Here is a 26,311-nt window from a genome sequence, read left to right as displayed (position 1 = left end):
AGACGAATCGAATGAACCGCTGCCTGCGCCCCACCCTGCTCGCCCTCGCCCTGTGCGCCGCCCTGCCGCTGTACGCCAGCGAGGCAGGCACCGACGCCGCTGATGCGCCCTCCTCGCCCACCGAACTGGCGGCGGTGCGCGTGCAGGCCGGCAAACCGAAGGCCGACACCTCGCGCGTCAACGCCTTCGGCGGCGGCTCCTGGAAGGACACCCCCGCCTCGGTGAATGTGCTGGAGCGCGACTACCTCGACCGCCGCCAGGTGCGTTCGCTGTCCGAGCTGGCCAGCAATGATGCCTCGCTGGGCGATGCCTATGCGCCGGTGGGCTACTACCAGAACATCGCCATCCGCGGCTTCGCGCTGGATGCGGCCACCGGCTACCGCTTCAACGGCATGTCCATCGCCGGCGAGCAGCGCCTGGCGCTGGAGAACATCCAGGAAGTGCAGATCCTCAAGGGCGAAGCCGGCCTCGCGGCTGGCGTGATGGCACCCGGCGGCATCATCAACTACGTGGGCAAGCGCCCGGCGGAAGTGCGTACGGTCACCCTGGGCACCGATTCGGAAGGCTCGCGCTATGCCGCCGTGGATGTCGGCCACTGGCTGACCCCGCGCTTCGGCGTGCGTCTGAACGCCGCCTGGGATGCCAGTGATTCCTACGTCGAGCATGCCGACGGTCGCCGCAACTTCTATTCGCTGGCCACCGACTGGCTGATCGGCGAACACGGCAAGCTGGAAGTGGATGCCAACTACCAGACCAGCGCGCAGCGCTCGGTGTCCGGCTTCCAGCTGCTGGGCGCGCGCGACCTGCCGCGCGGCGTCGACCGCGAACGCCTGCTCGGCTACCAGCCGTGGCAGCGGCCGGTGGACATTGCCAGCACCAACATCACCGCGCTGCACACCTATGACTTCAACGATGCGTGGCAGTCGCGCATCTCGGTCGGCCACAGCCGCTCGGTGATCGATGACAACGTCGCCTTCGCCTACGGCTGCTACTACACCGCAGGGTGCGCAGACGGCAGCGTGCCGGGCAACTACTTCGCCCCCAACGGCGACTACGACATCTACGACTACCGCAGCCCGGATGACACCCGCCGCAACCAGCAGGCCCGTGCCGAACTGCGCGGCGTTTTCGAGACCGGCAGCGTCGGCCACCAGCTGAGCATCGGCGCCGACTACTTCCGCCGCACCATCGACAAGCGCCCGAGCGTCAACGAGTACGTCGGCACCAGCAACATCCACGACGTGCAGGTGCCGGTGTTCGAGCCCTCGCCGAAAATGCCGGGTGCATCGGCACGGCGCCTGGACAGCCGGCAGACCGCGTTCTTCGCGCTGGACCGGATGAGCTTCGGCGATGACTGGCAGTGGCTGGCCGGCGGTCGCTTCGTGCCCCTGGACGAGCGCGCCTACGACAAGCGTGGCACGCCGCAGCGCCACAGCCGCCTGTCGCGCTTCCTGCCGCAGACCGCGCTGGTGTGGAAGGCCACCGACCAGCTCAACGCCTACGCCAGCTACGTGCGCGGAATTTCGCTGGGCCAGGAAGCACCGTTCTGGACGTCCAACGCCGATACCTTCCTGCCGTCGATGCAGTCGCGGCAGCTGGAAGTGGGCGTGAAATACGTGCCAGTGGACGCCCTCACCCTGGGCGCGGCCGTGTTCCGCACCTCCCAGCCCTACCAGTACGCAAAGCCCGACGGCAGCGACGTCGGCTACACCTTCGTCGAAGAAGGCCAGCAGACCCATACCGGCCTGGAACTGACCGCCAACGGCCAGCTGACCGACGCGCTGCAGATCGTCGCCAGCGCCAGCGTGCTGCAGGCGCGCGCACGCGATACCGGCACCCCGGCCTATGAAGGCCATCAGCTGGTGAACGTGCCGAAGGTGCGCGCCAGCGTGCACCTGGCCTACGCGCTGCAGTTCGTTGAAGGCCTGGATGTGACGGGTGGCTGGCGCTATGCCTCCTCCAACGTGGCCCGCGCCGACGGCGGTGTGCGCGCACCGGACTACTCGGTGTTCGACGCCGGCCTGCGCTTCCAGCACCGACTGCACAACCGTGCGGTCAGCTGGAACCTGTCGGTGGACAACCTGTTCAACCGCTTCTACTGGCGCGACACCGGCAGCAGCGGCGGTGACTACTACCTGTTCCCGGGTGCGCCGCGACAGGCGCGCCTGTCGGTGACGTTCGCGCTGTGAGCGGCGTCGCGCTCGAGTGGACTGCCGCGCTCTTCAGCATCCTCGGGGTGTGGCTGATGGCAAAGCGACGGCTGGCCGCGTGGCCGGTCGGCCTGCTGTCGGTCGCGCTGTACGGCGCGGTGTTCGCCGAAGCCAAGCTGTACTCGGACACGCTGCTGCAGGTCGCCTTTGGTGGTTTCCTGGTCTACGGCTGGATCAACTGGCGCCAACACGCGGCCGATGAAGGCAGCATCCGCATCGTGCCGCTGGCGCGCGGCACGCTGCTGCGCGACCTCGCCATCGGCCTGTGTGGCGGCGTGGCGCTTGGCGCCGGCATGCACACCTTCACCGATGCAGCGTTGCCGTGGCTGGACGCGATGCTGACTGCACTGAGCCTGGTCGGGCAATGGTGGCAGGCACGCCGGCACACGGCCTGCTGGTGGGTGTGGATCGTGGTAGACGTGGTCTACGTGGGCGCCTATCTGTTCAAATCGCTGCACGTGACCGCCGCGTTGTACGTGTTCTTCCTGGGCCTGGCGCTGTTCGGGCTGCGGGCATGGCGCGCCGCCGCGCGCGAGCCGCAGGCAGTACCTGCGCAGTAGAGCCACGCCATGCGTGGCTGCGTTTGGTAGATGCCGACCTTGGTCGGCAGGTGAGCGCCAACCAAGGTTGGCGTCTACCGATGCCCGGCATCCACGCATGGCGTGGCTCTACTGGGTAAGGGTCAGCCCCAATCGCAGTGGCTGTCGCATGTCCTTCGGCGGCGCCGCCGGCAACGGCGTGGCCTGCAGCGCCGCACGCAGATCGGCATCGACCCGTGCATCACCCAGGCTGTCGAATTCCAGTTTCGAGATGGCGCCATCGCCGGCGATCCACACGCTCACCACCAACGGCGCCGGCGCATCGGGGTGTTCCTGCAGCCAGGCCAGCAGGCGCTGCGCGTGCGGATCCTGCTCCTGCTGCAGACGCTGCTGCAACTCGCCGCTGACGGAGGCGGCATAGGCCATCCAATGCGCAGGCGCGTCCTGTGCGGACACGCTGGCGCTCCCCAGCGCCAACAGGCCCAGCAACCATGCCAACGGGCGCCAGCCACGGCGCGAGGTGCGCTTGTTTCCTGCGGAAGCCATCACCCACGTCTCCACGTCCATCCCAACGCGTCATGGTCGGCGCCGTAGATGACAGGCAGATGGCGGCGCAGTAGAGCCACGCCATGCGTGGCTGTTCCGGGCAACCGGTTGATCCATCCACGCATGGCGTGGATCCACCTGGCTGCCCCACCCGGCGTGATCAGTCGCCCAGGTCGGCCAGCACCTTGCGCGAGGGCGCAAAGAAGGTGACGCCCGTGGTCGCGGTGGAGAAATCGAGGATGCGGTCGTGCAGCGGCGCGGGATTGCCGATGAACATCCGCTCCAGCATCTTCTCGATCACCCACAGCCGGCGCGTGTAGCCGATGAAGTAGGTGCCGTACTCGCCGCGCCCCGGATTGGCGAAGGGCATGTTGTCGCGCAGGATCTCGTGCTCGCCGTCGGCATCCTCGATGGTGCACAGCGTCTTGTGCGACTTCTGCGCCTCGGCCGGTGCGTCGTCCAGCTCGATGTTGTCGTGCTTGGTGCGGCCGATGATCGCCTCCTGCGCCTCGGTCTTCTGCGCACGCCAGGCATCGAGGTTGTGCAGGTACTTCTGCACCACCACGTAGCTGCCACCGGCATGGTCGGGATCCTCGTCGCCGACGATGGTCGCCTCCGGCAGTGACAGACCCTCGGGGTTGGCCGTGCCGTCGACGAAGTCGAGCAGGTCGCGGCCGTCGAAGTAGCGGAAACCGGCCACGTCATCCACCGCGTCCACCGCATCGCCGAAGGCCATCATCAGGTTGCGCTCGAAGGCCACGATCAGGTCCATCGTGCGTGCACGGATGTGGTACAGCAGGTCGCCCGGCGTGGAGACTGCCGTGTGGGTCGCACCCTTCACTTCCTGGAACGGCTTCAACTCGCGCGGCGGCGTACTGCCCACCAGCGGCGCCCACACGCGGTGGCCGATGGCCACGTTGCAGGTGAAGGTGCGCTCGATCTCGCGGATGGCGGTGTTCTTGATCAGGTCATCGGTGCTGGCCAGCACCTCGCGTACTTTCGCCAGCGACGCCGCATCGTCCTTCACCGTCAGCACCAGGAACGCAGCCGAATGGGTCAGCGGCGCGGTGATCTGCTGCGGCTCGTTGTCGAGCGTGTGGTTGAGGGCGGTGATGGGTGCGGGCTGGGCGTTCACGATGGTTCCTGCTGGCTTGAGGCGGGCACATCGCCTGCGGCAATGTGCGGGCGATCATAGCGGAACGACCTTGCCGGCGACGGAGCAGTTCTCAGTTCGCGGTGGTCAGCCGACGGGCGCCAGCCACTCGTCGGCAAGCACCTGTGCCTGCTGCCCGCTGTCGGTGATCGAGTGCTGTGGCTGCTGCACCCACCACTCCCCGTGCCACTGCGGCCGCATGTGTCCGCGCAGGAACCGCTCGACGCGAAAGCGCTGCCCGACACGAAGGATGCAGGCCAGCCGCGTGCGGTCCTGCGAGACCACGGACACCTGCAGCTGCCAGCCGTCCGCAGCATCGCGCAGCAGATTCGCTCCATCGATCTCGATCACGTCCATGCTGTGGCTACGCCGTGGTCACGGTGAACTGCCGAGGCGTGCGCCACGCAACCCGCTGGTAGGGTCCCTCCAGCACACCGCCATCGCGGAGATGCTCGAACACGTCGGCCGGGCACCACTCCCTGCCCGCCGAGAAGGCGACGCCGAGATCACGCAGGCGGCGGAAGACGGCGGCCTTGGCTGCATCGTCGGGGACCGGCAGGGTGAGGGTGTCTTCTTCGCCAGCGGTGAAGCCCAGCGCCTGCAGCGAGGCCCGCGAGCGGCCATTGAACAGCACCACCTTGATGCAGTTGCCGTCGGCCTGCCTTACATAGGCGTCGATGTGCGTTTCCATTGGCGGATTGTAGAGGCAGACGGATCAGCTGGCGTCGCTCCACACCGCCAGCACGTAGCCGTCCAGATCGCGGAAATGGAAGCGACGGCCGCCGGGAAAGGCAAACACGGCCTGCACGATCTCGCCGCCCGCTGCGAGGATGCGCTGCTGCGCGTCGGCAAGGTCCACGCAGTACACGATGACCAGCGCGCCTCCTGAGGGCGTCACTGCCTCGTCGGCGACAAAGCCACCTTTGAGGCGGCCGTCATCGAACTCGGTATAGGCCGGGCCGTAGTCGGTGAAGGACCAGCCGAAGACCTGCCCATAGAACTGCTTGCTGCGGGCGATGTCGGCGACGTTGAATTCGATGTTGTCGATGCGGCGTTCGGCAGCGGTGGTGTCTGCGTGGCTCATGGTGCGGCTCCGTGGTTGGAGCGCACAGCATCGGTCAGGGTCGGGCCCGGGTCTTGAACGAAACGGCCATCAACGTCCCCACTGCTGGCGCAGCGCGCTTGCCGTCAGGCCGGCAAGCTCGCGGGCTTCGCGGCTGAGGTGGGCCTGGTCGGCATAGCCCGCCTCCACGGCCAGCATCGCCAGACCGTGCGCGGGTTGGGTCTGGCTGCAGCGCAGGAACCGCTGCAGACGCAGGATCCGCTCCAGCGACTTTGCTCCGTAACCGAACTGCGTCTGGCTGAAGCGACGCAGGGTGCGCGGGCTCATCGCCAGATGTGCGGCGAGTGCGTCGATGCTGGCATCACCTCTGGCAGCGTGCGCGAACAGCGCATGCGCGCGGCGTGTGTGTTCGTCCAGCACGGCCGCCGGCATGTTCCGCTGCAGGCTGTCAGCCAGGCGCTGCAGGCGCTGGTCGGGCGCGGCGTCACCGATCGAGGCCGCAACCTGCGTCGCCCAGCGGGCGTTGAATTCGATCAGGGGCACGGCTTGGCCGACGATGCCGGACAAGTCGATGCCGAGCGCAGACGATGCCTGGCCTGGCCGGAACCGCGCGCCCAGCACCTGTGCCCCGGGGGCCAGTTGCGGGTGTGCGGCGGTACGGTCCGGCCCCACCACGAACAGCGCACCGTCACGCCAGAGAATGTCCACGCAGCCATCGGGCAGCACGGTGATGTTGCCACTGGCGTCAGCAGGCAACTGGCTCTGCCAGAGCTGGCCGAACTGGCCACGCAGCGGCGCAGGCGCCAAGTGTTCCTGGTAGGCCGAGCCGGTGCCAGCGGGAGTGGAGGGATCGCCCATGCCCCATTGTGGCAAAGCGATGCCGGAAAAAGAGAAGCCCGGCACGAGGCCGGGCTTCGCTGGCGTGTGGGAGAGAGATCACACGCCAGTTACACGCACTAACGACAGGCGTTTGTTACCAGCTGAAGCGCGGGCCCACGAACCACTCGCGGTCGCCGGCCTTGGCCAGCTTCACTTCGCCACTCAGGCCCCAGTTCTGGTTGAACTTGGCGGTGGCGCCGACACGGCCGTAGAACTCGCCGTCCGGGTTGATGCCGTGCTTCTTGCTGTAATCCTCGTAACCGGCCAGCGCATAGCCTTCCAGGTACGGGTTGAACGCGGTGCGCACGCCCACTTCAGTGGAGTAGCCGTTGAAGTCCAGGCCGTGCTTCATGTCGAACTTCTGGTATGCAACACGAGCCACCAGGTCGGTGTTCGGTGCGATGCCGTAGTTGTAGCCGGCACCGATGCGCCACTGGTCGACATCATTCTTGAAGGTGTCGGTTTCCTGCTTGCTGTAATCACCGAAGATGTGGAAGTTCGGGTGCACGGCAACCGAGCCCTTCACGCCCCAGCCATCAGCGTCGCCGCCCTTGGCATCGGTGTTCACGTAGCCGCCTTCAACGTAGTTGTACGACAGGCCATCGGCAGCCGATGCGGCGAACGGCAGCGCGGCCAACAGACCCAGGGCAAGCAGCGAATTCTTGATCATCGGGATACACCTTTCATTATTTTGGTTTCGTCGAACGCCCCTCGGGAGGGGAGGGAGGAGAGGCGTTCGACAGGTGTGAATTATCCGTTTGTTGATGAAATCGGCCCTGAATATTGAACTGACCGGTACATGAATGAGGTTCCTGTTCAGGGAACTCTCGATGCGCCGTGTAGTAGCTCGCTGGATGCACGCCGACCTGCCGAGCCGCTTCGGTCATTGATCGCACGGGAGGACTGCACGCACGGGAGCGCGGTGCGCGCGTCGATGTTGTGCGCCACGCTCATCTGCAGCCATTGAGAGGAACGACATGAGTCGGCTTCAGGCTGATGAATTGGAGAGATTGAAGTGGCACAAGGACATCAACCGATGCAGCAGAGCTCGCTTGTTCCCGCTTGTTAAGGATTGCTGATTGCGCGACCTTCACAGGCCATCCACGTCTTCCAACTGCAGCTGAAAGCACTTCGCAGCGGCGGGAACAAACGCCGCTATATTCCAGTCTCCCCAGACGAAGGAGGGAGTGGAATGTTCCTGACCAAGCAGCAAATCAACGCGGCACGTGCCGTCACCGTAGCCATCGTTGCTACCGTAAGCCTCGGTGCTTGCGCCACCTACAAAGACGAATTTGCAACGATCAACTCGCGTCTCGACCAGCTCGACGTGAAGGTGCAGGGCGCGGCGCAGAGCGCCGAATCCGCCAACCAGTCTGCACAGCAGGCCAACCAGCGTCTGGATCAGATCGAAGGCCGCGTGCAGCAGCTCGAAAGGGTCCCCGGCCGCAAGCCGCGCGGGTAACCGCTCTCCCACCCACTTTGATGAACGCTTGAACCAGACACCAGTGGCCTTCACCGGCCACTGGTGTCTTTCAGCCTCTCGGTCGTCATCCGAAGGAGCCGTCCCATTCGTACGTACTCACTCCCTGCACGCCGGGCCGTATCGGCCACGCTGGCCATCGCGCTGGCACTGGCAGGAACCGGCGCAGCCAGCGCCAGGAACGCCAAGGAAGCCAAGGACGCACCCGCGGAAACGGCGACCGCAGCTGATGAACTTCCGCAGGGCCAGGAAGTGTCCGATACGGTGATTGAACTGGCCGGCTGGGTCGTGGCCAGCAAGGACAACCAGGGCTATCCGTTCGCGATCATGGACAAGGCGGCTGCGCAGGTCCTGGTCTTCGGCGGTGACGGCAAGCTGCGCGGCGCAGCGCCAGCGCTGTTTGGTTCGGCCATCGGCGATCACTCGGCACCCGGCGTCGCCAAGCTCGCATTGAGCGCGATTCCCGGCCACGACCGCACCACCCCGGCTGGTCGTTTCATTGGCGCCTATGGCCCGTCCGAGGACGCCGGACGCGTGCTGTGGGTGGACTACGATTCCGCCGTGTCGATGCACCCGCTTCCCCCGGGCACCCCGAAAGAGAAGCGCAGCGAACGACTGGCATCGGCCACACCGGACGACAACCGTGTCACCCACGGCTGCATCAATGTCTCGCCCGGGTTCTACGAGCAGATCGTGCATCCCACGTTCGAGAAAGGCGGCGTGTTCTACGTGCTGCCGGACAAGGACTCGATCGAAGAAACGTTCCCGGAGTTCGCGCAGAGTCGCGCGGCTGCGAAGGACGTGGATGAAAAAGACGAGCGACACGCCCGCAAATGAAACCCGGTTGAAGGCTGCGGACGTGGTCGCGGCAGACCGTTACGGAAGCTCCAGCCTGGGCATCTTGAACGTGAACAAGGTGCCGGCGGCCGCACTGGACTCCACCTCCAACGTGCCGCCATGGGACCGCGCGATCTCCGACGCAATGTAGATGCCGAGGCCGAGACCCGGCCGCGGACGCTCACTCTTTTCACGTGAGAATGGGCTGAAAATCGCGTCCAACCTCGCTGATGGAATGTGTCCCTCGTTGTGTACGTCGAGCGTGAGCATTTCCGGCTCGGAGTGAACGGTCAGCGTAATCGGGGACGAGCGCTCTCCGTGTACCGCTGCATTGGTGAGCAGGTTGGCCAGGAGCTGTGCCAATCTGCTCGGGTCGCAGACCACGTCGTCGTCTATCTTTATGTGGACCTTGATGTCCTGGCGGCCAGTGGCGATTGCCACCTCTTCCACAACCCGTTTCAGGTCTTCTTCCAGCGTGCTTGTCAGCTGCAGCGCGATGGGAATGCCGCCGCCCAGACGTCCCCTGGCGAAATCAAGCACGTCGTTGATCAGTCCGTCCATTCTGGCAACGCCGGAGGTGATGTGCGCGAGCATCCGTTGCTGGCGCTCAGTGCCCGCCTCACATGCCAGCGAATCTGCGGCGATGCTGATGGCCTGCAGCGGACTGCGCAGGTCATGACCCAGCACGGCAATGAACTGGTCGCGCAGGTCGGCGACACGATGCGCGTCGGAGAGCGCCGTTTCCGCTCGCACAAGGCGATCTTCCTTGTCGAGGTAGCTTCCTACCAGATCGGCCAGCAGCTCCATCGATCTCTGCACGTGGGCCACGTCGAAGCTGGCCGGTGCCGAATCAATCGCGCAGAGTGTGCCGAAGAAGCTTCCGTCCGGCCGATGGATGGGAACGGACGCATAACTCTCAAGCCCGTAGATCCGCGGCGTGTGATGCGTGGCGTAAACCGGGTGCTTGCTCGCATGCGCAAATACCACCGACGTCGCCGACTGCCTGATCTCATCGCAGATGGTTGTCTCGAGCACCAGTTGGCCACCGGGAACAAGCCCAAACCCCAGGGTGTCGAACGTGGCGCAGGCGGTCCAGGTGGTCTGGGTCACGCGGGCAATGGCCGTGAATCGGGAGCCCGTGATGTGGGCGACGGTCTCCAGGATTCGCGGCACGGCCTGGATTCGACCAATCTCGGCGATGTCGTCCAGCAGATGGGGGTCCGTCAGCTTCTGCATGGTCGCTCGTCCGGTGGGCAGCGCATCATCCCATGGAACCGCTGTTTAGGTTGATGCGAGGGAAGCGGGCACTTCGGGCTGGGCAGATCGGCCAGCAGTGCTTACAGCTCGCCTTCGACCCAAGGCGGCACTTGGCAGAAGCAGATATGGATCTACTTCCAAAGGTTGAAGAGTGTTTCGATCTCGACGGCCATGGGCCCCGTCGTCGGCGTCGGCGCCAACTGGAAGGCGGGCATCAGGCACGCCTGCCGCGCCCGGGTCCTATTTTCTACACCTCATCCGCTCAATCTCATTCAGGACTTGCTTGTCTAATGAACCGAAGTCGCCCGGAATTTCCTTCTCTGTGAAGAAGGAATAAGTGACACCAAAGTCTTCCCCATGGAGCACACGACTGCAGGAAACACTGCCCAACGTGTCGCAGGATGCCATTAGCTCATCGTCATCCATGGGGCGTGTGGCGCCACGTGCGCTCGAGCGCCATACGAAAATGTGGCTCTTGTCGCCACCGTCGGGAACGGCAAGCAATCCCTTCTCCAGCATCTTCGCTTCTTGCCAGCCTTCAATAGCGCTCGTACGCAGATAGGATCCTTGGGGAAGATCGCCAAACCTTCTCCCGGGAAAGTACGATTTGGCTACCACCGCTACCGAGATCAAGTTATCGGGGCCGATACAAGCCTCGCTATGGGTGGAGTAACAGCCATGCAGCGTAAGGCCGCCGGCCACAGGTTCCTGATGACCCCGCCGGGAAGGCGTCGCATCTAGATCGCCAGGAATGCAAAAGTCGGTCTTCGCACCATCGACACGATATGAAGTGGGCGAATCCACGCACCCGGACCCAAGAGCTGCCACGACATATACAAAAAATCTAGTTGCTGCAACTCGGTTGAGGGCAATAGTCATATACGTCTCGCGTCGTTGAGCCAAGAACGTTGATTACAGTCTCCAGAACATCCGCCTCGTATCCACCAAACGCCCTTGAGCCAGCGCCATTTTTCTCAAAGACTGGCTCGCGGAACGCTCCGATGATACTTGCTGGATTCTTCTCGGTTGCGCCCGCCCGGTCCAGCACCTGCACACAGACCTCCAGATGCGCCATCCATGCGCCGTTTGTTCAATCCAACGGGTGCTCGGCCAGACATGATCTATCGGTCCCAATGCAATCTCGCACCGATGACAGATTCCGATACGTGCCGTTCGCCAGTCCAAAGTACCTTCCGACGTTGTGTCATCGGCGGAGAACGAAAGGACAGATCGGCACCACCGCAGGTTACGGAGGGGGCGATAGCCTTCTCCACCCTGTCTTCCCTGGCCGCAGTATTGAGCGATGAGAACCGCCGGCTGTTGCGACTGCTGCGCGAACTTCAACCCAGGTCGCTCACCGAACTGTCCGAGCACTGCGGGCGCAAGGTTCCAAGCCTTTCTCGTACCCTTCGGATGATGGAAGGCTATGGTCTGGTTGAACTGAAGCGGGTCGGGGCGTCTGTGGTGCCATCTGCCATGGCCACGCGCTTTCTCATAGAGCTCGACTAGCACCACGCTGTATCGCCGCATCGCGGAGTTCTGTCGCTATTGCCTCGCTGACGTGTCAGCACACTACGCTGGCAATCACGACCCATGTCGCATATTCCTCTATCGCTGAGGGCCCTTGCGCCATCGACGTCTGGGGCGGCTTAACAGCATGCAAGAATGCCGAATGCGTCTTGTATCAGGCGTTGAATGCAACTTGTCTGATTGGCGTTACGCGGCCACAGAGGTACAGATGACGGGCCATCGAAAAAGGATGGCCGGGCATCGAAAACCCGTGAGATCACACACGTTGTTTACGCTTGCCGGCCGGCGTCACCCCGCGTGGCGCCGGCTGGCAATCCGTCTGCCGGCTATGGCGGGCGGAGCGTGGAGGCCTTGCGCCTGCCGGACTTATGCGTGATCTCCCGGTTTTCGAGCCACGTCTCCGCCCGCCACCTTTGTGTGGCGGTTACCGTCTGTCCTGCACGGAGCCTCAGCCATGACCACACCGGAATTCCCCCGTCCCCACCCCTATCGCGCTGCGCACGATACGTCATCAGAACAAGCACCTGCGCTCAATCCCGCGGCCTTCATCGCCACGCTGACGCGGATTGGAAAAGGCGCAGCCGCCGATGGCCAACCCTGGCCGGAGCGTCATCAGATGCCCGGCCGGCGTATGGCCCTGGCCGATGCGGACTGTGCACTTGCGGGCCTGCGCGTAGCGCTGGAGATGCTGCTGGCCGCCGAGCGCATCCGCCAGAATGGCCCGGACGAGGAGTACGTGGGAGATCGGGTGATGGAGGGATTGATGATGGCGTCCCTGGCGCTGACCGCGCAGGTCAGCGCGCGGATGCGGCCAGAGGAGTAACTCCGGAGAATCTTCCGGCGTTACCGCCCATCACTCGCAGGAATCGCCTTCTTCCTTCAGCATCGCCTCGTCCACCGGTCGCTCGCGCTCGATCAGCGCACGCTGCTCTGCGTCCGGCTCGCCCAGCCACCACACGTTGCAGCGGGCGGTAAGGCGGCCGACCATCTTCGAGTGCGTCGGCGAATACAGCATCGCCAGCGCGGTGGTCGAGCACTGGTGTGCCTGACAGGCGGTGTAGAGCCACCACGGCTCGCCCTGCAGCACCATCAGTTCGCCAGGCCCGCTGGGACCGCTCAGCAGGCGTTCGCGCAGGGAGGGGATGGTCTTGTCGGGCGATTCGGCCGCCGCAGTGTTCTTCATCAGGGCGTCGAACGCGGCCAGCACCTTCGGGTCCTTGCGGCCGCAGTCGTCCACGGTGTTGCCGCCGACCAGGGTGAAGAAATAAGTCGCCAGCGGATTGTCCGCGCAGGTGAGTTCGGCGCCGGGGGTCTCACCTTCCGGCTCGCCTTCGCTGTCCCACACCGACGGGTCCACGCCGTCTTCGGCGGAAGGTGCGTGCTCGACCACCGTGGCCGTGGCGGCTGGGGCTTCCGTCGGCGCAGCAGTAGCGGCGGGTGCAGCTGCGGTGCCTGCTTCCGGTGCCGGTGCCTGCGTGCACGCGGCCAGCAACGCGACCAGCCCTGCCATTCCCATCATTCGTGACGTCATTCCCTGTCCTGTGTCCATTCGCCCAGCCGGCGACCGCGTGATTCTACCCGCCAGCCAAGGTGGATACTCTGGCAATCACGCCTTCCATCACCGCCAGGATGCAGACGCATGCTCCGTTCACTACTTGCCTCGATGCTTCTCAGTGGCCTGTTGCTGGCCGTGCCTGTGATTGCGCAACAGCCCGCTGCGCCCTTACCCATCTCGCTACCCGATGTCCCCCTGCCCGCCGCGCTCGATCGCGTGCTGCGCGATTACGAACAGGCGTGGCGCACCGGTGATGCGAAGGCGTTGGCGGGATTGTTCGCCGAGAATGGTTTCATCCTGCAGAGCAACCAGCCGCCCGTGCGCGGGCGCGCGGCGATCGAGGCAGCGTATGCCGGCCAGGGAAGCAGTCCGTTGCGGCTGCGTGCGCTGGCCTATGCCGCAGAGGAATCCACCGGTTACATCATTGGTGCCTACACCTACGGCAGCAACGTGGGTGATACCGGGAAGTTCACGCTGACGTTGAAGCGCGTGGCGGGTGGGCCGTGGATGATTTTTTCGGACATGGACAACACCAACACGCCGCCGCAGTCGCGGTGATGGGCGGTACGGGTTCCACAGTAGATCCACGCCATGCGTGGATGGGTTTCGCGCACGCAAAAAAAAACCCGGCGCTGGGCCGGGGTTTTTCGGTTCACTTGAACAGCGTGTCCGGATATTCCGGTTTCTGTTCGCGTGCCAACAGCGCACGCAATCCTTCTTCCGGGGTCTGCTCGCCATGCAGCACGGCGCGCACGCGGTCGGAGATGGGCAGGTCGATGCCATGACGGCGCGCCTGTCGCATCACTTCGTCGGCGGTCTGCACCGACTCGACCACCTGGCCGATTTCGCGGATGGCGTCCTGCAGCGTCTGCCCGCGGCCCAGGGCCAGGCCCAGGCGGCGGTTGCGCGACAGGTCGCCGGTGCAGGTCAGCACCAGGTCGCCCAGGCCCGCCAGGCCCATCAGCGTTTCCGGCTTGGCGCCGATCGCTGCCGCCAGGCGCAGCATCTCGTTGAGGCCACGGGTGATCAGGCCGGCACGGGCGTTCAGGCCCAGCTGCATGCCATCGGCCACGCCGGTGGCCACGGCCAGCACGTTCTTCATCGCACCGCCCAGCTCGGCACCGACCATGTCGTCGCCGGTATAGGCGCGGAACGCCGGACCATGCATCGCCTCGGCCACCGTCTGCGCGAACTCGGGCACGTCGCCGTGCACGGTGATCGCGGTCGGCAGGCCCAGGGTTACTTCCTTGGCGAATGACGGCCCGGTGACAACGGCCAGCGGCACGTCCTCACCCAGCACTTCACGCGCCACTTCATGCAGGAAGCGGCCGGAGCCGGGCTCGAAGCCCTTGGTTGCCCAGGCCACGCCAGCACCAGCCGGACGCAGCGGCGCCAGCGCGCGCACGGTTTCACCGAATGCATGCGACGGGGTCACCACCAGGATCCAGGCGGCACCTTCCACCGCCGACGCGAGGTCGGTAGTGGCACGCAGCGATTCCGGCAGCGGAATGCCCGGCAGGTAGCGCGGATTCTCGTGGCGCTGGTCGATGGCTTCAACCACGGCGGCATCGCGCCCCCACAGCACGGTCTGGCGACCGTGCCGGGCGAGCAGCGTAGCCAGCGCGGTTCCCCAGGAACCGGCGCCGAGTACGGCAATCTTGTCAGCGGTAGTGCTCATCCGTGACGTCGCGGCCGGGATCAGGCGTTGCCGGCCGGCTCGGAGTCAGCCAGCGACGGTGCGTCGCCCTGCTCCTGGCGCTGGCGCAGGGTTTCTGCGTACAGGCCTTCGAAGTTGATCGGCTGCAGGAAGAACGGCGGGAAGCCGCCGGCCTGGATCAGGTCGCTGACCAGCTGGCGCACGTACGGGAACAGGATGTTCGGGCACTGGGTGCCGAGCAGCACATCGATCGACTGCGGGTCCAGGCCGACCAGGCCGAACACACCCGCCTGCTTCACTTCGGCCACGTACGCGGTGCGCTCGCCGGCCTGGCAGGTCAGGGTCACGGCCAGCACGACTTCAAAGGCATTCTCGCCCAGACGCTGGACCTGCTGGTTCAGGTTGAGCTGCAGTTCCGGCTGCACCTGGTCGTTGAAGATCGACGGGGCATTCGGCGACTCGAAGGAAACGTCCTTGACGTAGATCTTCTCGACGGTGAACGCGGGGCCGGTGGCGGCATCGACCGGCGCGACAGCGCCGTTGGTGGTCTCTTCGGACATTTCCAGTAACTCCAGTGAATGCAATGAAAACGATGGTCGAATTACTGCGATGGGGGCGGCGGAGGGCGCAAACAAGGCCACATCCGCCACCGCCTGCTATCAGTTGCGGCCCTTGACCAGCGGCAGTTCTGCCTGCTGCCACGCGGGGATGCCGCCGTCGAGCACGAAGACCTTCTCGAAGCCGGCCTTCTTCAGCGCCTTGGCGGCGGTCTCGGACGCGTTGCCGCTGCGGCACACCAGTACCACCGGGGCCTGCTTGGCGTTGGCCACCAGCTTGTGCTCGGGGCCGAACGCGCTGGCCTGGGCACTGCGGCTGCCGGCGATGTGGCCCTTTTCGAAATCGGCGCTGGGCGACAGATCAACCACCACCGTGCCGCCCGCGTTGATCAGCTGGGTCAGTTCGGCGGGCTTGATGCCCTTGAAGCCCCGGAACAGGCGGCGGATTTCGGTGACGATGAGGGCCACGGTCAGGCCGACCAGGGCCGCGGACAGCATCGGGTTTCGGCCTGCGAAGGCCAGCAACTCTTCGTAATTCACTCAGGTCACGGGTCGATTAAGCGGGCGCCGATTGTCGCACAAGCCGGACGCGACCCGTCACTGCCCCTGCCAGAGGTCCGGCAGGCCTGCGCTTTGCCACCAGCGCTTGGCTTCCGGATCCCAGCGCCAGCGCTCGGTTACTACCACGGTGCGCTCGGCTTGGGTGTTCTGGTTGATCACCCCGATCTCGACCCGGCGCTCGACCAGGCCGCCCTCCAGCGCTGCCGTGCTGCGCTCGCGGTAGGACGACACGCGCAGCTGCGCATAGCGATTGAGTTCGAACTCGGTCGGCGGTTTGGTCTTGCGCAGCTGCGGGTCCAAGTAACCGATGGCATCGTCCATGCTGCCCCAGCGGATGGTGGCGCCGTAGGCGATCTGGGTCTCTTCCAGCAGCTTGCGCTGCTTGCGGCTGAGGTCGTCGGCGGCAGCACCGGCGGCGGCGCTGAGCAGCAGCAGGGAACACAGGAGGATCTGGATGAGGCGGCGCATCGGTGGGTTCCGCAGGGCGTCAGCCTGCCATCCTACCCTTTGGCGAAGGCAACGAAACGACCACTGAATTCGGCCGCGGCCTTGCCATCGGCGCCGGGCTGGGTCGCGACAATGCTGATGCGGGCCTTGCCGCGCTGGCGGAACGTGGCCAGGAAGGTGTCCCAGGCGCCGCTTCCGGTGGCTTCGGCGTGGGCATGCAGGTCTTCATAGACCGGCGCCAGGTAGCGCAGGTTGCTGTCGGCCACGTAGACCTCGGCGTCGTGGCCGGCCAAGCGCAGGCGCAGGCTGACCAGCGCCCAGCCGGACAGGGTCAGCACCGAGGCCAGGCTGCCGCCGAACGCGTTGCCCTTGTCGTTGACATTGGCCACCAGCGGCGCGGTGATGCGCAGCACGCCGTCGGCATAGCCATCCAAGCGGATCTGCATCGCGCGGACCGCCGGCATGCAGTCCAGCACGTCCTGCAGGGCAGCCAGCGAAGAGGTCAGGGCATCAACAGCCATCAGCAGCAACCACGACAACAAAGGGCCCGCATAATGACGGGAATGGCCAACCATACGATACCCACTGGCTGGACCCTGATCTCACTGCGCCCGCAGGGTCAGCAGGCGGCGCTGCGCCACGCCGCAGCAGCGCTGGGAGGCCGTACCGTCGCGCTTTCGCCCTGGCGGCTGCAACGTCTGCAGAACATTGCCGCATTGCAGCAATTACAACGGGCGCTGACCAGCGATCGGGTAGTTTTCACCAGCCCGGCGGCCGTCGCGGCGGCCGCCAGCCTGCTGCCGCTGGCGGCGGCGCAGTGCAGCCCGTGGCTGACGGTGGGTGAAGGCACCGCGCGTGCCCTGCTGGCGCATGGCGTCGCTGACGTCCATGCGCCCCAGCGGATGGACAGCGAGGGCCTGCTGGCGATGCCGGTGCTGGGCGATGTGCGGGGCATGCAGATCGGGCTGGTGACCGCACCGGGAGGCCGGGGCCTGATTGCCGCTGAGTTGCAGGCCGCTGGCGCGCAGATCACCCGCGCCGATGTCTACCGACGGCTGCCGCTGCGCTTGTCACGGCGCATGCTGGCGCGTTTGGCCCGTTCTCCGACACCCTGGCTGCTGGCCATCAGCAGCGGCGAGGCATTGCAGCGTTTCTGGCAGCAGCTGCCTGCGCACTGGCAGCAGCGGCTGCGGTCGAACGCGATCGCGCTGGTTGCCAGCGACCGGCTGGGCATGCAGGCGCAGGCCTTGGGGCTGACCCGGGTGGTGCGCAGCGAGGGCCCTACCAGCGCTCAGTTGATGGCCGCTGCACACACTGCGCTCACCGGCCCGGCAGCGACCTGAACAGGCACCCGGCAGCGGCTTGCCGGTGTCGTCGGCAACAGTGATGCTGTGCACAACGCTGCCTGCCGGATCTGTTCCGGCATTGCCGCCGACAAGGAAGCCCGATGAACGACACTCTGCCGCCCGCTCCATCGCCCCATCGCCCCCTGCGCTGGCTGCTGCCGCTTGCCGTGCTGGCGGTGCTGGGCGCGGGCGGCTATGCCGGCTACCACTATTGGCAGAAGCAGCAGAGCGACCAGCTGGCGCAGGCGCAGACCACCGCCGTGCAGCTGAAGGGGCTGGAGGGCACGGTCGAGGCCCTGCGCCGCGACCAGCGCGCTGCCAGCCAGCGCTTGCAGGATGCGGCCACCACCAACCGGGTGCTGCGCGACGAAGTGCTGGGCCTGTCGCAACGCAGTGCCCTGCTGGAAGAGAATCTGGCCAAGCTGGCCGACAGCGCCAACCAGGGCCGTCAGGCCGTGCAGCGCGATGAGGCCGAACTGCTGCTGACCCAGGCCGCACAGCGGCTGGCCTTCGCCGATGACGTGGAGGGCTCACGCCGGCTGTATGCGCTGGCCGCCACTGCATTGGCCGATCTGCCCGACAGCGATGGCCTGAACCTGCGCCAGGCACTGGTGCAGGAACGCAACGCGCTGGATGCGTTGGGCGCTGGCCCGCGCGTGCTGTCACTGCAACGCCTGGACGCGCTGGGCAAGGCCCTGCAGGGCCTGCCTTCGCAGATCGCGCAGACGCCGGCCGACAACGCCGCAAAACCGTGGTGGCAGGCTGCGCTGGCGCCCTTCGTGGACATCACTCCGAGCCGTCTGAACGGCCCGCTGACCTCGGCCGAGCGCACCACCATCGACACGGCACTGCAGCTGGAACTGACCCTGGCCCGCGCAGCGATCGAGCGCGGCGATGGCAGCGGCCGCGATGCCGCGCTGAACAGAATCGATCTCTGGGCGCAGCGGCGCTGGCCGGATTCACCGGACCTGCGCGCGCAACGTGCTGAACTCCATGCCCTGCGCTCGCTGCCATTGCAGACCGATGACACCGTGCTTGGCAGCACTCTGCAACAACTGCGTACCCAGACCGACCGGAGGTAAGCCCGTATGAAACCCCTGCAATCACTGGTCGTGCTGTTGCTGGCAGTGGCCATTGGCGTAGTTGCCGCGCAATGGCTCGGCACCGATGACCTGAACCGCTACGGCGAAGTGACCCTGCGCTATGGCGGCTACGACTACCACAGCAACCTGCCGAAGGTAGCGCTGCTGTCGGTGATCGGCGTGCTGGTGCTGTGGCTGCTGTGGAGCCTGATCGCCGCACCGTTCCGTGCCTGGGGCCGCTACCGCCGCAAGCAGGGCCGGGTGCGCCTGATCGATGGTCTGCTGGCCTACGAGCATGGCCAGTGGCAGCGCGCCGAGAAGCTGCTGGATGGCGCCGCCAAGGATCCGGAAGTGAGCGGGGTTGCCCTGGCCAATGCCGTGCGCAGCGCGCAGGTGCGGGCCGATGCACCCGCTGCCGAGGCGCTGCTGCAGCGCCTGGGCGAAAGCGATGCGACCTTGCAGGCACTGCTGCGTGCCGAGCAGCTGTTGGCCAACGATCTGCCGGTGGATGCGATCAACGCATTGGATGTGGCGGCGATCCAGCCGCTGCCGCCGCGTGGTCTGTGGCTGCGTACCGAAGCGCTGGCACGTGCTGGCCGCGCGCACGAGGCTTACGGCCAGCTGGGCGCGCTGCGCCAGACCAAGGTGCTGCCGGCCGAGGCCAGCAGCGAGCTGGAAGCACGCCTGGCCGCACAGGCGCTGCTGGAAGCGGGCGACGTCAACGCCCTTGCTGCGCAGTGGGAAGCCACGCCGAAGGCGCTGCGACCGACACCGGACGTGGTTGCCGCCTACGCCACCCGTGCGGTTTCACTGGACTGGGACGAACCGGCACTGCTGGCGCTTGAGCAGGCGCTGGACCACCGCTGGGATGACGAACTGGTGGCCGTGTATGGCCGTCTGCCGGCCAAACGTCTGGCCACGCGCCAGGCCAACCTGCAGCGCTGGCGCAACGTGCACGACGACTCGGCCGCCCTGCGCCTGGCCCAGGGCCGCATCGCGCTGGCGCAGCAACAGTGGGACGCGGCCGATGCGTTCCTGCATGAAGCCATCGCCGCGGGTGCCGGCGCCCCTGCGTGGGAAGCGCTGGGCGAAGCCTTCGCGCAACGTGGCGAACACGTGCTGGCCGCGCAGTGCCTGGCCAACGCGCTGCGCCTGCAGCGTGGCGAAGACAGCGTGGCGCTGGTGCGTGCACCGGCAGCGGTAGTTGACCCGCCACTGCATGCGACCGTCGAGGAGCAGTCGATTGCACCGCTGCCGCCGGTGTACGACGCCAATGAGGAGCGCGACGCGTTCGGCAACCCGCGGATGCCGTGACCCTGGCTGAAGGTGTGCGGGATAACAAAAAAGCCGCCCATCGGGCGGCGTTTTCAATTCCAACGTTGCCGGCCAGCGGCCGGCACTACCGCGTGGCGTTCAACGTTCGACGATCGCCACCACGCCCATGCCGCCGGCGGTGCAGATCGACACCAGCGCACGGCCACCGCCGCGCTCGGCCAGCTGCTTGGCCGCTGTGGCGATCACGCGTGCACCGGTGGCGGCGAACGGGTGACCGGTGGCCAGCGACGAACCCAGCAGGTTGATCTTGTCCGGGTCGATGCGGCCCATCGGCGCATCCAGGCCGAGGCGGTTGCGGCAGTAATCCTCGCTCTCCCACGCACGCAGGGTGCACAGCACCTGTGCGGCGAAGGCTTCGTGGATCTCGTAGATATCGAAGTCCTGCAGGGTCAGGCCGTTGCGCTTGAGCATCTCCGGCACGGCCACGGTCGGCGCCATCAACAGGCCTTCGCCGTGCACGAAATCGACGGCCGACACGTGTGCGTCGCGCAGGTAGGCCTGCGGCTCGTGGCCATGCGCGCGCGCCCACTCTTCGCTGGCCAGCAGCACCGCGGCGGCGCCATCGGTCAGCGGGGTGGAGTTGGCTGCGGTCAGGGTGCCACGGCCGGATACCTTGTCGAAGGCCGGCTTCAGCGTAGCCAGCTTCTCCAGCGAGGTGTCGGCACGCAGGATGTTGTCGCGCTCGACGCCGCGGAACGGTGCGATCAGGTCATTGAAGAAGCCGCGCTCATAGGCTGCAGCCAGCTTCTTGTGCGAAGACACCGCCCACTCGTCCTGCGAGTCGCGCGAGATGTTCCACTCCTTGGCCATGTCCTCGCAGTGGTCGCCCATGCTCTTGCCGGTACGCGGCTCGGCCACGCCGGGAAACTCCGGCTTGAGTTCGGCGAACTTGAAGCCGGAGGTCAGTGCGCGGATCTTGTCGCCGGTGCTCTTGGCACGGTTGGCAGCCAGCAGGCGCGCGCGCAGCTTCTTGCCGTACACGATCGGCACGTCGGAGGTGGTGTCCGAACCACCGCCGATGCCGGACTCGATCTGGCCCAGGGCGATCTTGTTGGCAACGGTGATGATGCTGTCCAGCGAGGTGCCGCAGGCGCGCTGCAGGGTGATGCCGGGGGTCAACGGCGACAGGCCCGAGGACAGCGTGGCTTCGCGGCCCAGGTTCCAGTCGCTGGAGTGCTTGATGACCGCACCCATCGCCACTTCGCCCAGCTGCTGGCCGTGCAGGCCGAAGCGCTCGACCAGCGCTCCCAGCGTACGCACCGACATGCCGAGGTTGCCGACATCCGAATACGCGGTGTTCTGCCGGCAGAACGGAATGCGGACGCCACCGAGGATGGCGACGGGACGAGCGTTGGGCATGGAGATACCTGGCATGGATGAGGGTGTCTGCAACATGGCCTGCACGACAGAGCAGGCATAATGGGGCCAAGTGTAGCTGCCGCCCTGTGATGGGCCAACCGTGGAACCATGAGCAAACCCGACCCTGCGATGAATGCCCTTGGCGTGCTGGCCCTGGAACTGGCCGGCGGCGAAATCCCCCGCCAGGCGGTGCTCAGCGCTGAACAGGCCGGTGAACTGGCCGAACGCGTCGGCCGCGACCTGTCCAAGCTGGTGCCACAGGTGGCCGAGCTGGACCTGGTGTTCGCCGCCGCCCATTTCGATCCGGCCGAAGTGCTTCGCCCGGGCTGGCCGATCCATCGCCGCCTGGAAGAACTGCAGATGCGCGCGCCCGGTAGCAACCAGGGCCCGCGCGTGCTGGCCTTCGGCGCCGACGCCAGCGGTGATGTGCCGCTGCCGTTCCAGGCCGACGCTACCCTGGTAGGCGGTGGCCTGCGGGTGGTGCCGTTCCTGCTGACCGGTACCGACGTGGCCACCACGACAGCCGTGGCCGATGCCCTGGAAGAGGTGCTGCTGGCCAATGGCATGGCCCATGCCGATACCGCGCTGATGGCACAGAACACGTTCGGTGCGCGCGTGGAGCACGCACGCTATTTCACCGTGAACGACCTGGCCGCGATGATGTCGATGCAGTACGACAACCAAGGCCTGGCCGCACTGTGGCCGCTGATTGAAACCGCGATCATGGCCCCGGGCCAGGACGAGTGGCTGAGTGACGCACCCGAGCCGTTGCTGCGCTATACGCAGGGCGAAGCGCGCATGGCGCTGTTCGACCCGGCCGGCTGGTGCGCGCATTACAACCACGGCAAGGGCGACTGCGAGCGCCTGCAGGGCATCTACGAGCAGTTCCTGATGCGCCAGCGGCAGATGGCCGCGGTGCTGGAAGCGCACGGTGTGCCGGTGCTGTTCGTGCATTGCGAAGCCGGGCAGGACGCGCGCGAGCTGCTGGCGCGCTAACGTCCAGGTAATGCCGCCGGGCCATGCCCGGCGGATCAACTGAAAAACGCCGGCTTGCGCCGGCGTTTTCGTTTTCTTACGGTGCCTTGTTGATTACCGCGCACGCCAGTCGCGCACCGGCGTTGCCGGTCGGCTGGGTCTTGTAGTCGTCCGCGTCGGCGTGGACGATCAGGCCGCGGCCGATGATGTCGAAATCATCACCCTTGCCGATGTTGACGTTGCTCGACACCGGACCATCAATGGTGGCTACGCCCTTGTCGTCGGCCTTGATGTTGGGCATGTCGCCACCGTGGTGCGGATCAGTGGCCACGTTGCCGTGGTCCTGCTTGCCCGGATTGAAGTGGCCACCGGCGCTCATGCCGTCCGGCGCGCTGCAGTCACCCTTCTCGTGGATGTGGAAGCCGTGCTCGCTGCCCGGCTTCAGGCCACTGATCTGGCCGGATGCGTGCACCTTGCCGTCGACCAGCTTGAAGGTGATCGAGCCCTTGGTTTGATTGCCCTGGGTCGGTGCCAGTTCGGCAGTGGCCGAGGCATCGGCTGCCGGGGCCGCTGCGGTAGCCGGTGCAGTGGCCGGATCGGCCGGCGCTGCCGAACCTTCGGCCGGGGTGGTGGCCGGGGCTTCGGCTGCCGGCGCTGCCGGCTGCTGGTTGCAGGCGGCAAGGCCCAGTGCAGCGATGGCCGCGAACAGCGAAGTGTGGATCAGACGCATGGAAACTCTCCTTGGGAAATGCCGGTGGTGTGATCAGCGGGTTACCCGGATCACGCCGCAGGCGATGCGGACGCCGGCATTGCCGGCGGGCTGGCTGCGATAGTCGTCGGCCCTGGCATGCACGACCAGTGCACGCCCGGCGATATCCGTGGCGGCGCCTCCGCCCAGGGTAACGCCCTTCAGATGCACATCGATGTTGGCGCGGCCCTGCGCGTCTGCCTGCAGGTTGTCGATGTCACCGAGGTGGTGCTTGCCGCTGCCGGCACGACCGTGCGCGACGCCGGCGGGATTGAAGTGGTTGCCGGCGCTGCTGGCGTCCACCGCGCTGCAGTCACCGCGCTCATGGATGTGGAAACCGGCCTGCTGCATCGGCTGCAGGCCGCCGACCAGGCCGGTCAAGTGCACGCCACCGCTTTCGGTCTTCAGCACCAGACGGCCGCTGACGATGCTGGCCGAGGCTGGCGCCAGGTTGGCTTCGGCCAGCTGGGCCACGGGCGTGGTGACCACCGGCGGCGGTGTGGGCTGCGGCTTCTTCGGTGCGCTGCCACAGGCAGACAGGAGCACGGCAGCGGACAGCGGCAGAAGGGCGAAGGACAAACGCATCGAGGACTCCTTGCAGGTAACACTACGGACGGCATCGTCCATGGAGGATCAACAGTTCGGCAAGCGGGTGCGAGGATCGCGTGCAGGCACCGTTCAATGGCCGCCGCGGCGGCGACCGGCGCCCAGCTTGCGGGTAAGCGTATTGCGGCCGAGGCCCAGGCGCGCGGCGGCTTCGGCGCGACGACCGTGGGTGATCTGCAGGGCGGCCTCCAACAGGGCGTGGTCGACCCGTTCGCGCACCTGCGCGTGCAGGCCCTCGGTGCCCTCGGCCAGCTGCCGGCGTGCCCATTCGGACAGCAGCGCTTCCCATTGGCCCGGGTCACCGGCGGCCGTGCTGCTGCGCCGGCTGCGGGCACGGTTGAGCGCGGTATCGACATCAGCCACACCGATGGTATCGGCGGCGGCTAGTGCGGCCATGCGCCAGCACACGTTTTCCAGTTCGCGGACGTTGCCCGGCCAGTCGTGCTCGCGCAGCGCCTGCAGGGCGGCGGCGGTCAGCCGCTTGGGCGGCGTATCGAGCCTGCGCGCGGCAGCCGCCAGGAACGTGGTGGCCAGTTGCGCGATGTCCTCGCGGCGCTCGCGCAGCGGCGGCAGCTGCAGGCGCACCACGTCCAGGCGGTGCAGCAGATCGGCTCGGAATTTTCCCTGCGCGACCAGTCCTTCCAGATCCTGGTGGGTGGCGGCGACCACGCGCACATCGACGCGGATCAGTTCGCGTCCGCCCACGCGGAAGAATTCGCCCTGGGCGAGCACGCGCAGCAGGCGCGTCTGCAACGGCAACGGCATGTCGCCGATTTCGTCGAGGAACAGGGTGCCGCCATTGGCCTGCTCGAAGCGGCCGATGTGGCGCCGCTGCGCGCCGGTGAACGCACCGGCCTCGTGGCCGAACAACTCGCTTTCCAGCAGCTCGGCGGGAATGGCGGCGGTGTTCAGCGCGACGAACGGATGCTGCGCACGCGGCGATTCGCGGTGCAGCGCGTTGGCCACCAGCTCCTTGCCGGTACCGGTTTCGCCGATGATCAGCACCGCCAATGGCGCCTGCGCGAGGCGGCCGATGGCGCGGAACAGCGCGCGCATCGGTGGCGTATCGCCCACCAGTTGCGGCGGCTGGTCGCTGGCGGCTTCTGCGGCGGGCGTCGGCGCGGCCATGGCCGGCGCCACCGCAGGCAGTACGCGCTGGGCCAGTGCCACCGCGTCGTCCAGATCGAACGGCTTGGACAGGAACTCGTGCGCACCGCCGCGGAACGCACCGGCGGTACTGGCGACGTCGGTGTAGGCCGACATCACCACCACCGGCAGCTGCGGCAGCGCGGCCTTCAGCTTGTCCAGCAGCACCAGGCCATCGTCGCCGGGCATGCGCACGTCGGTGAACAGCAGCGCAGGCGGCGGGCTATCAGCCAGCGCCTGCAGTGCGGGGGCGGCGCTGTCGAAGTCGACCACCTGGTAGCCGGCCTCACGCAGCGCGGTGCACAACACGAAGCGCACGGCGCGGTCATCGTCGACCACCCAGATGCACGGCGCGGACGAGGAAGACTCAGACATCGCGCGGGGCCTCCTCGGCGGCGACGGTGCCGTTGCCGATCGGCAGCAGCAGGGTGAATACGGTATGGCCCGGGCGCGACCGGTAGGTCAGCGTGCCGCGATGCTCGCGCGCGACCTGCTGGGCCAGCGCCAGGCCCAGGCCAGTGCCTTCGGCGCGACCACTGACCAACGGCAGGAACAGGTGTTCGGCCAGTTCTTCGGGCACGCCACAGCCGTCGTCAGCAATTTCCAGCCGCAACGCCAGGGTGTGCAGCTGCTCGGCGATGCGCACACCGTGTTCAACGCGGGTGCGCAGGGTGATGTTGCCGGCACCGGCCTGGATGGCATTGCGCACCAGGTTCCATACCGCCTGGGTGAGGCGATCGGCGTCGCCATCGAATTCGGGGATGCTGGGGTCGTAGTCGCGCTGCAGGCGCACCGCCCAGCCGGCCTCGTTCTCGGCCAGGCGCAGCACGCGCTCCAACGCGGCGTGGATGTTCAGCGCCGCATGCGGCGCGGCAGGTGCCGGTGACAGCAGCTGCTCCAGCAGGCCATTGAGCCGCTCGATCTCCGAGCCGATCAGGTCGATCAGCTCGCGTTCGCTGGCATCGCGCTGCGCCGCGCGGCGGGCCAGCAGCTGTGCGGCGCCCTTCAACCCGGCCAGCGGATTGCGCAGTTCGTGCGCCAGGCCCTTCAGCGCTGCGCTGAGCGCGCTGGGCAGGGCCTGGGTCGGGTCGAGCCCGGGGAACTCATCGACCGGATGCGCCTCCAGCAGCCAGCCGCCATCGTCGCGGCGGCTCATCCAGCCTTCGGCAAAACGCGCGGCTTCGCCCGGCAGCGCCAACGCCAGCCGGTTCAGGCGCAGGCTGTCGCGCTCATCGCGTGCCAGGAAATGGGCCAGCGCCTCACCCTGCACTTCCAGCGCGGCCAACGGCTGGCCGAGCAGGCGCCGGCCGCTGACGCCCAGCCAGCGCGCGAAGGCCGGGTTGCAGCCGGCGATGCGGCCATCGGGCCCGGCCCAGGCCAGCGGCGTGCCGAGGGCATCGAGGGACGGCGGGGGCGCGGGGTCGGACATTGCACCAATGTAGT

The 26,311-nt window shown here is 66.6% G+C and carries 31 protein-coding genes; 11 read left to right on the top strand and 20 right to left on the bottom strand.

The features are described from left to right. The first annotated feature begins 11 nt into the window (after positions 1 to 11). Together AB4Y98_RS06045 and pnuC are read left to right on the top strand one after the other, a co-directional pair. Positions 12 to 2,189 carry a TonB-dependent siderophore receptor gene (locus AB4Y98_RS06045; protein ID WP_442243978.1) on the top strand — a complete coding sequence of 726 codons (2,178 nt, stop codon included), beginning with the start codon at positions 12 to 14 and terminating at the stop codon, positions 2,187 to 2,189. Next, entirely contained in the window at positions 2,186 to 2,770 is a 585-nt protein-coding gene (gene pnuC / locus AB4Y98_RS06040) for a nicotinamide riboside transporter PnuC (protein ID WP_222387980.1), read from the top strand. The genes AB4Y98_RS06045 and pnuC overlap by 4 nt, the downstream gene beginning before the upstream one ends. Positions 2,771 to 2,878: 108 nt before the next feature. Here the strand turns inward: pnuC and AB4Y98_RS06035 are convergent, their stop codons facing one another. The 7 genes from AB4Y98_RS06035 to AB4Y98_RS06005 form a co-directional block, all read right to left on the bottom strand. Next, a complete protein-coding gene (locus tag AB4Y98_RS06035; RefSeq protein ID WP_088100877.1) occupies positions 2,879 to 3,295 on the bottom strand; it encodes a TonB C-terminal domain-containing protein in 417 nt (138 codons plus the stop codon). 160 nt (positions 3,296 to 3,455) lie between these two features. Next, positions 3,456 to 4,430: a Dyp-type peroxidase gene (locus AB4Y98_RS06030; protein ID WP_312786268.1), complete on the bottom strand. Its 975-nt coding sequence runs from the start codon at positions 4,428 to 4,430 to the stop codon at positions 3,456 to 3,458. 105 nt (positions 4,431 to 4,535) lie between these two features. Then, complete coding sequence (locus AB4Y98_RS06025) at positions 4,536 to 4,805, bottom strand: hypothetical protein (protein ID WP_080150305.1); 270 nt, start codon at positions 4,803 to 4,805, stop codon at positions 4,536 to 4,538. A gap of 7 nt (positions 4,806 to 4,812) precedes the next feature. After that, positions 4,813 to 5,139 (bottom strand): hypothetical protein, encoded by a 327-nt coding sequence (locus AB4Y98_RS06020; protein ID WP_312786270.1) that lies wholly within the window; start codon positions 5,137 to 5,139, stop codon positions 4,813 to 4,815. A 24-nt stretch (positions 5,140 to 5,163) separates the two neighbouring features. Continuing rightward, positions 5,164 to 5,532: a VOC family protein gene (locus AB4Y98_RS06015; RefSeq protein WP_025875894.1), complete on the bottom strand. Its 369-nt coding sequence runs from the start codon at positions 5,530 to 5,532 to the stop codon at positions 5,164 to 5,166. A gap of 69 nt (positions 5,533 to 5,601) precedes the next feature. Beyond that, the gene (locus AB4Y98_RS06010) at positions 5,602 to 6,369 is read right to left on the bottom strand and encodes a DUF6597 domain-containing transcriptional factor (RefSeq protein WP_442243977.1); all 768 of its coding nucleotides are present in this window, start codon (positions 6,367 to 6,369) and stop codon (positions 5,602 to 5,604) included. Positions 6,370 to 6,484: 115 nt separating this feature from the next. Next, on the bottom strand, positions 6,485 to 7,057 hold the full coding sequence (locus AB4Y98_RS06005; protein WP_025875896.1) for an OmpO family porin: 573 nt from the start codon (positions 7,055 to 7,057) through the stop codon (positions 6,485 to 6,487). Positions 7,058 to 7,582: 525 nt separating this feature from the next. Between AB4Y98_RS06005 and AB4Y98_RS06000 the strand changes: the two genes are divergently transcribed. Then, the gene (locus AB4Y98_RS06000) at positions 7,583 to 7,852 is read left to right on the top strand and encodes a hypothetical protein (RefSeq protein WP_025875897.1); all 270 of its coding nucleotides are present in this window, start codon (positions 7,583 to 7,585) and stop codon (positions 7,850 to 7,852) included. Between the two features lie 156 nt (positions 7,853 to 8,008). Then, positions 8,009 to 8,707 carry a hypothetical protein gene (locus AB4Y98_RS05995; RefSeq protein WP_442244040.1) on the top strand — a complete coding sequence of 233 codons (699 nt, stop codon included), beginning with the start codon at positions 8,009 to 8,011 and terminating at the stop codon, positions 8,705 to 8,707. Between the two features lie 39 nt (positions 8,708 to 8,746). Here AB4Y98_RS05995 and AB4Y98_RS05990 read toward each other — a convergent pair whose 3' ends face one another. After that, positions 8,747 to 9,943 (bottom strand): GAF domain-containing sensor histidine kinase, encoded by a 1,197-nt coding sequence (locus AB4Y98_RS05990; protein WP_442243976.1) that lies wholly within the window; start codon positions 9,941 to 9,943, stop codon positions 8,747 to 8,749. A 261-nt stretch (positions 9,944 to 10,204) separates the two neighbouring features. Further along, a complete protein-coding gene (locus AB4Y98_RS05985) occupies positions 10,205 to 10,843 on the bottom strand; it encodes a hypothetical protein (protein WP_312786274.1) in 639 nt (212 codons plus the stop codon). A gap of 198 nt (positions 10,844 to 11,041) precedes the next feature. Here AB4Y98_RS05985 and AB4Y98_RS05980 point away from each other — a divergent pair, with 198 nt between their 5' ends. Together AB4Y98_RS05980 and AB4Y98_RS05975 are read left to right on the top strand one after the other, a co-directional pair. Further along, positions 11,042 to 11,473, top strand: a complete 432-nt coding sequence (locus AB4Y98_RS05980; RefSeq protein ID WP_442243975.1) for an HVO_A0114 family putative DNA-binding protein — start codon at positions 11,042 to 11,044, stop codon at positions 11,471 to 11,473. Positions 11,474 to 11,948: 475 nt separating this feature from the next. Beyond that, on the top strand, positions 11,949 to 12,317 hold the full coding sequence (locus AB4Y98_RS05975) for a hypothetical protein (RefSeq protein ID WP_442243974.1): 369 nt from the start codon (positions 11,949 to 11,951) through the stop codon (positions 12,315 to 12,317). A 30-nt stretch (positions 12,318 to 12,347) separates the two neighbouring features. Here the strand turns inward: AB4Y98_RS05975 and AB4Y98_RS05970 are convergent, their stop codons facing one another. After that, entirely contained in the window at positions 12,348 to 13,025 is a 678-nt protein-coding gene (locus AB4Y98_RS05970; RefSeq protein ID WP_394197312.1) for a hypothetical protein, read from the bottom strand. Positions 13,026 to 13,133: 108 nt separating this feature from the next. Between AB4Y98_RS05970 and AB4Y98_RS05965 the strand changes: the two genes are divergently transcribed. Next, complete coding sequence (locus AB4Y98_RS05965) at positions 13,134 to 13,607, top strand: YybH family protein (RefSeq protein ID WP_394197314.1); 474 nt, start codon at positions 13,134 to 13,136, stop codon at positions 13,605 to 13,607. Positions 13,608 to 13,701: 94 nt separating this feature from the next. On the opposite strand, the gene AB4Y98_RS05960 is transcribed toward AB4Y98_RS05965, so the two are convergent. The 5 genes from AB4Y98_RS05960 to AB4Y98_RS05940 all read right to left on the bottom strand — a co-directional run bounded on the left by AB4Y98_RS05960 (position 13,702) and on the right by AB4Y98_RS05940 (position 16,792). Then, positions 13,702 to 14,727 carry an NAD(P)H-dependent glycerol-3-phosphate dehydrogenase gene (locus AB4Y98_RS05960; RefSeq protein ID WP_025875929.1) on the bottom strand — a complete coding sequence of 342 codons (1,026 nt, stop codon included), beginning with the start codon at positions 14,725 to 14,727 and terminating at the stop codon, positions 13,702 to 13,704. Between the two features lie 20 nt (positions 14,728 to 14,747). After that, entirely contained in the window at positions 14,748 to 15,266 is a 519-nt protein-coding gene (secB, locus tag AB4Y98_RS05955) for a protein-export chaperone SecB (RefSeq protein WP_025875931.1), read from the bottom strand. Between the two features lie 99 nt (positions 15,267 to 15,365). After that, positions 15,366 to 15,803 (bottom strand): rhodanese-like domain-containing protein, encoded by a 438-nt coding sequence (locus tag AB4Y98_RS05950; RefSeq protein WP_025875933.1) that lies wholly within the window; start codon positions 15,801 to 15,803, stop codon positions 15,366 to 15,368. Positions 15,804 to 15,860: 57 nt separating this feature from the next. Further along, positions 15,861 to 16,292 (bottom strand): hypothetical protein, encoded by a 432-nt coding sequence (locus AB4Y98_RS05945; protein WP_312107391.1) that lies wholly within the window; start codon positions 16,290 to 16,292, stop codon positions 15,861 to 15,863. A 32-nt stretch (positions 16,293 to 16,324) separates the two neighbouring features. After that, positions 16,325 to 16,792, bottom strand: coding sequence for a YiiD C-terminal domain-containing protein (locus AB4Y98_RS05940; protein WP_089242022.1), 468 nt, complete (start codon positions 16,790 to 16,792; stop codon positions 16,325 to 16,327). A gap of 33 nt (positions 16,793 to 16,825) precedes the next feature. On the opposite strand from AB4Y98_RS05940, the gene AB4Y98_RS05935 reads away from it, so the two are divergent. The 3 genes from AB4Y98_RS05935 to AB4Y98_RS05925 all read left to right on the top strand — a co-directional run bounded on the left by AB4Y98_RS05935 (position 16,826) and on the right by AB4Y98_RS05925 (position 20,013). Beyond that, the gene (locus AB4Y98_RS05935) at positions 16,826 to 17,614 is read left to right on the top strand and encodes a uroporphyrinogen-III synthase (protein WP_442243973.1); all 789 of its coding nucleotides are present in this window, start codon (positions 16,826 to 16,828) and stop codon (positions 17,612 to 17,614) included. Positions 17,615 to 17,718: 104 nt separating this feature from the next. Next, on the top strand, positions 17,719 to 18,699 hold the full coding sequence (locus tag AB4Y98_RS05930) for a uroporphyrinogen-III C-methyltransferase (protein ID WP_442243972.1): 981 nt from the start codon (positions 17,719 to 17,721) through the stop codon (positions 18,697 to 18,699). Positions 18,700 to 18,705: 6 nt separating this feature from the next. Then, the gene (locus AB4Y98_RS05925) at positions 18,706 to 20,013 is read left to right on the top strand and encodes a heme biosynthesis HemY N-terminal domain-containing protein (RefSeq protein WP_442243971.1); all 1,308 of its coding nucleotides are present in this window, start codon (positions 18,706 to 18,708) and stop codon (positions 20,011 to 20,013) included. 99 nt (positions 20,014 to 20,112) lie between these two features. On the opposite strand, the gene AB4Y98_RS05920 is transcribed toward AB4Y98_RS05925, so the two are convergent. Next, positions 20,113 to 21,408: an acetyl-CoA C-acetyltransferase gene (locus AB4Y98_RS05920; protein ID WP_088100805.1), complete on the bottom strand. Its 1,296-nt coding sequence runs from the start codon at positions 21,406 to 21,408 to the stop codon at positions 20,113 to 20,115. Positions 21,409 to 21,501: 93 nt separating this feature from the next. Between AB4Y98_RS05920 and AB4Y98_RS05915 the strand changes: the two genes are divergently transcribed. Then, entirely contained in the window at positions 21,502 to 22,389 is an 888-nt protein-coding gene (locus AB4Y98_RS05915; protein WP_025875947.1) for a hypothetical protein, read from the top strand. A 76-nt stretch (positions 22,390 to 22,465) separates the two neighbouring features. Here the strand turns inward: AB4Y98_RS05915 and AB4Y98_RS05910 are convergent, their stop codons facing one another. From AB4Y98_RS05910 to AB4Y98_RS05895, 4 genes are all read right to left on the bottom strand, one after another. Then, a complete protein-coding gene (locus tag AB4Y98_RS05910; protein ID WP_100437162.1) occupies positions 22,466 to 23,098 on the bottom strand; it encodes a superoxide dismutase family protein in 633 nt (210 codons plus the stop codon). A 33-nt stretch (positions 23,099 to 23,131) separates the two neighbouring features. Then, the gene (locus AB4Y98_RS05905) at positions 23,132 to 23,701 is read right to left on the bottom strand and encodes a superoxide dismutase family protein (protein WP_025875951.1); all 570 of its coding nucleotides are present in this window, start codon (positions 23,699 to 23,701) and stop codon (positions 23,132 to 23,134) included. A 93-nt stretch (positions 23,702 to 23,794) separates the two neighbouring features. Next, complete coding sequence (gene ntrC / locus AB4Y98_RS05900; RefSeq protein WP_442243970.1) at positions 23,795 to 25,243, bottom strand: nitrogen regulation protein NR(I); 1,449 nt, start codon at positions 25,241 to 25,243, stop codon at positions 23,795 to 23,797. Next, positions 25,236 to 26,297, bottom strand: a complete 1,062-nt coding sequence (locus AB4Y98_RS05895; protein ID WP_442243969.1) for a two-component system sensor histidine kinase NtrB — start codon at positions 26,295 to 26,297, stop codon at positions 25,236 to 25,238. The genes ntrC and AB4Y98_RS05895 overlap by 8 nt, the downstream gene beginning before the upstream one ends. Between the last annotated feature and the right edge of the window lie 14 nt (positions 26,298 to 26,311).

The organism is Stenotrophomonas sp. 2YAF26, from assembly GCF_052114625.1.
Taxonomy (GTDB): domain Bacteria; phylum Pseudomonadota; class Gammaproteobacteria; order Xanthomonadales; family Xanthomonadaceae; genus Stenotrophomonas; species Stenotrophomonas indicatrix.
This window is presented reverse-complemented; position numbering and strand designations above follow the sequence as displayed.

Coding starts and splice junctions, on each gene's coding strand:
- AB4Y98_RS06015 (WP_025875894.1), bottom strand. CDS start 5,532: ATGAGCCACGCAGACACCACCGCTGCCGAACGCCGCATCGACAACATC.
- AB4Y98_RS05905 (WP_025875951.1), bottom strand. CDS start 23,701: ATGCGTTTGTCCTTCGCCCTTCTGCCGCTGTCCGCTGCCGTGCTCCTG.
- AB4Y98_RS05980 (WP_442243975.1), top strand. CDS start 11,042: ATGCGCCGTTTGTTCAATCCAACGGGTGCTCGGCCAGACATGATCTAT.
- AB4Y98_RS06020 (WP_312786270.1), bottom strand. CDS start 5,139: ATGGAAACGCACATCGACGCCTATGTAAGGCAGGCCGACGGCAACTGC.
- ntrC (WP_442243970.1), bottom strand. CDS start 25,243: ATGTCTGAGTCTTCCTCGTCCGCGCCGTGCATCTGGGTGGTCGACGAT.
- AB4Y98_RS05940 (WP_089242022.1), bottom strand. CDS start 16,792: ATGGCTGTTGATGCCCTGACCTCTTCGCTGGCTGCCCTGCAGGACGTG.
- secB (WP_025875931.1), bottom strand. CDS start 15,266: ATGTCCGAAGAGACCACCAACGGCGCTGTCGCGCCGGTCGATGCCGCC.
- AB4Y98_RS05935 (WP_442243973.1), top strand. CDS start 16,826: ATGACGGGAATGGCCAACCATACGATACCCACTGGCTGGACCCTGATC.
- AB4Y98_RS05895 (WP_442243969.1), bottom strand. CDS start 26,297: ATGTCCGACCCCGCGCCCCCGCCGTCCCTCGATGCCCTCGGCACGCCG.
- AB4Y98_RS05975 (WP_442243974.1), top strand. CDS start 11,949: ATGACCACACCGGAATTCCCCCGTCCCCACCCCTATCGCGCTGCGCAC.
- AB4Y98_RS05915 (WP_025875947.1), top strand. CDS start 21,502: ATGAGCAAACCCGACCCTGCGATGAATGCCCTTGGCGTGCTGGCCCTG.
- AB4Y98_RS05960 (WP_025875929.1), bottom strand. CDS start 14,727: ATGAGCACTACCGCTGACAAGATTGCCGTACTCGGCGCCGGTTCCTGG.
- AB4Y98_RS06025 (WP_080150305.1), bottom strand. CDS start 4,805: ATGGACGTGATCGAGATCGATGGAGCGAATCTGCTGCGCGATGCTGCG.
- AB4Y98_RS05945 (WP_312107391.1), bottom strand. CDS start 16,292: ATGCGCCGCCTCATCCAGATCCTCCTGTGTTCCCTGCTGCTGCTCAGC.
- AB4Y98_RS06045 (WP_442243978.1), top strand. CDS start 12: ATGAACCGCTGCCTGCGCCCCACCCTGCTCGCCCTCGCCCTGTGCGCC.
- AB4Y98_RS06000 (WP_025875897.1), top strand. CDS start 7,583: ATGTTCCTGACCAAGCAGCAAATCAACGCGGCACGTGCCGTCACCGTA.
- AB4Y98_RS05910 (WP_100437162.1), bottom strand. CDS start 23,098: ATGCGTCTGATCCACACTTCGCTGTTCGCGGCCATCGCTGCACTGGGC.
- AB4Y98_RS05990 (WP_442243976.1), bottom strand. CDS start 9,943: ATGCAGAAGCTGACGGACCCCCATCTGCTGGACGACATCGCCGAGATT.
- AB4Y98_RS06010 (WP_442243977.1), bottom strand. CDS start 6,369: ATGGGCGATCCCTCCACTCCCGCTGGCACCGGCTCGGCCTACCAGGAA.
- AB4Y98_RS06035 (WP_088100877.1), bottom strand. CDS start 3,295: ATGGCTTCCGCAGGAAACAAGCGCACCTCGCGCCGTGGCTGGCGCCCG.
- AB4Y98_RS05920 (WP_088100805.1), bottom strand. CDS start 21,408: ATGCCAGGTATCTCCATGCCCAACGCTCGTCCCGTCGCCATCCTCGGT.
- AB4Y98_RS05985 (WP_312786274.1), bottom strand. CDS start 10,843: ATGACTATTGCCCTCAACCGAGTTGCAGCAACTAGATTTTTTGTATAT.
- AB4Y98_RS05925 (WP_442243971.1), top strand. CDS start 18,706: ATGAAACCCCTGCAATCACTGGTCGTGCTGTTGCTGGCAGTGGCCATT.
- AB4Y98_RS05970 (WP_394197312.1), bottom strand. CDS start 13,025: ATGACGTCACGAATGATGGGAATGGCAGGGCTGGTCGCGTTGCTGGCC.
- AB4Y98_RS05930 (WP_442243972.1), top strand. CDS start 17,719: ATGAACGACACTCTGCCGCCCGCTCCATCGCCCCATCGCCCCCTGCGC.
- AB4Y98_RS05965 (WP_394197314.1), top strand. CDS start 13,134: ATGCTCCGTTCACTACTTGCCTCGATGCTTCTCAGTGGCCTGTTGCTG.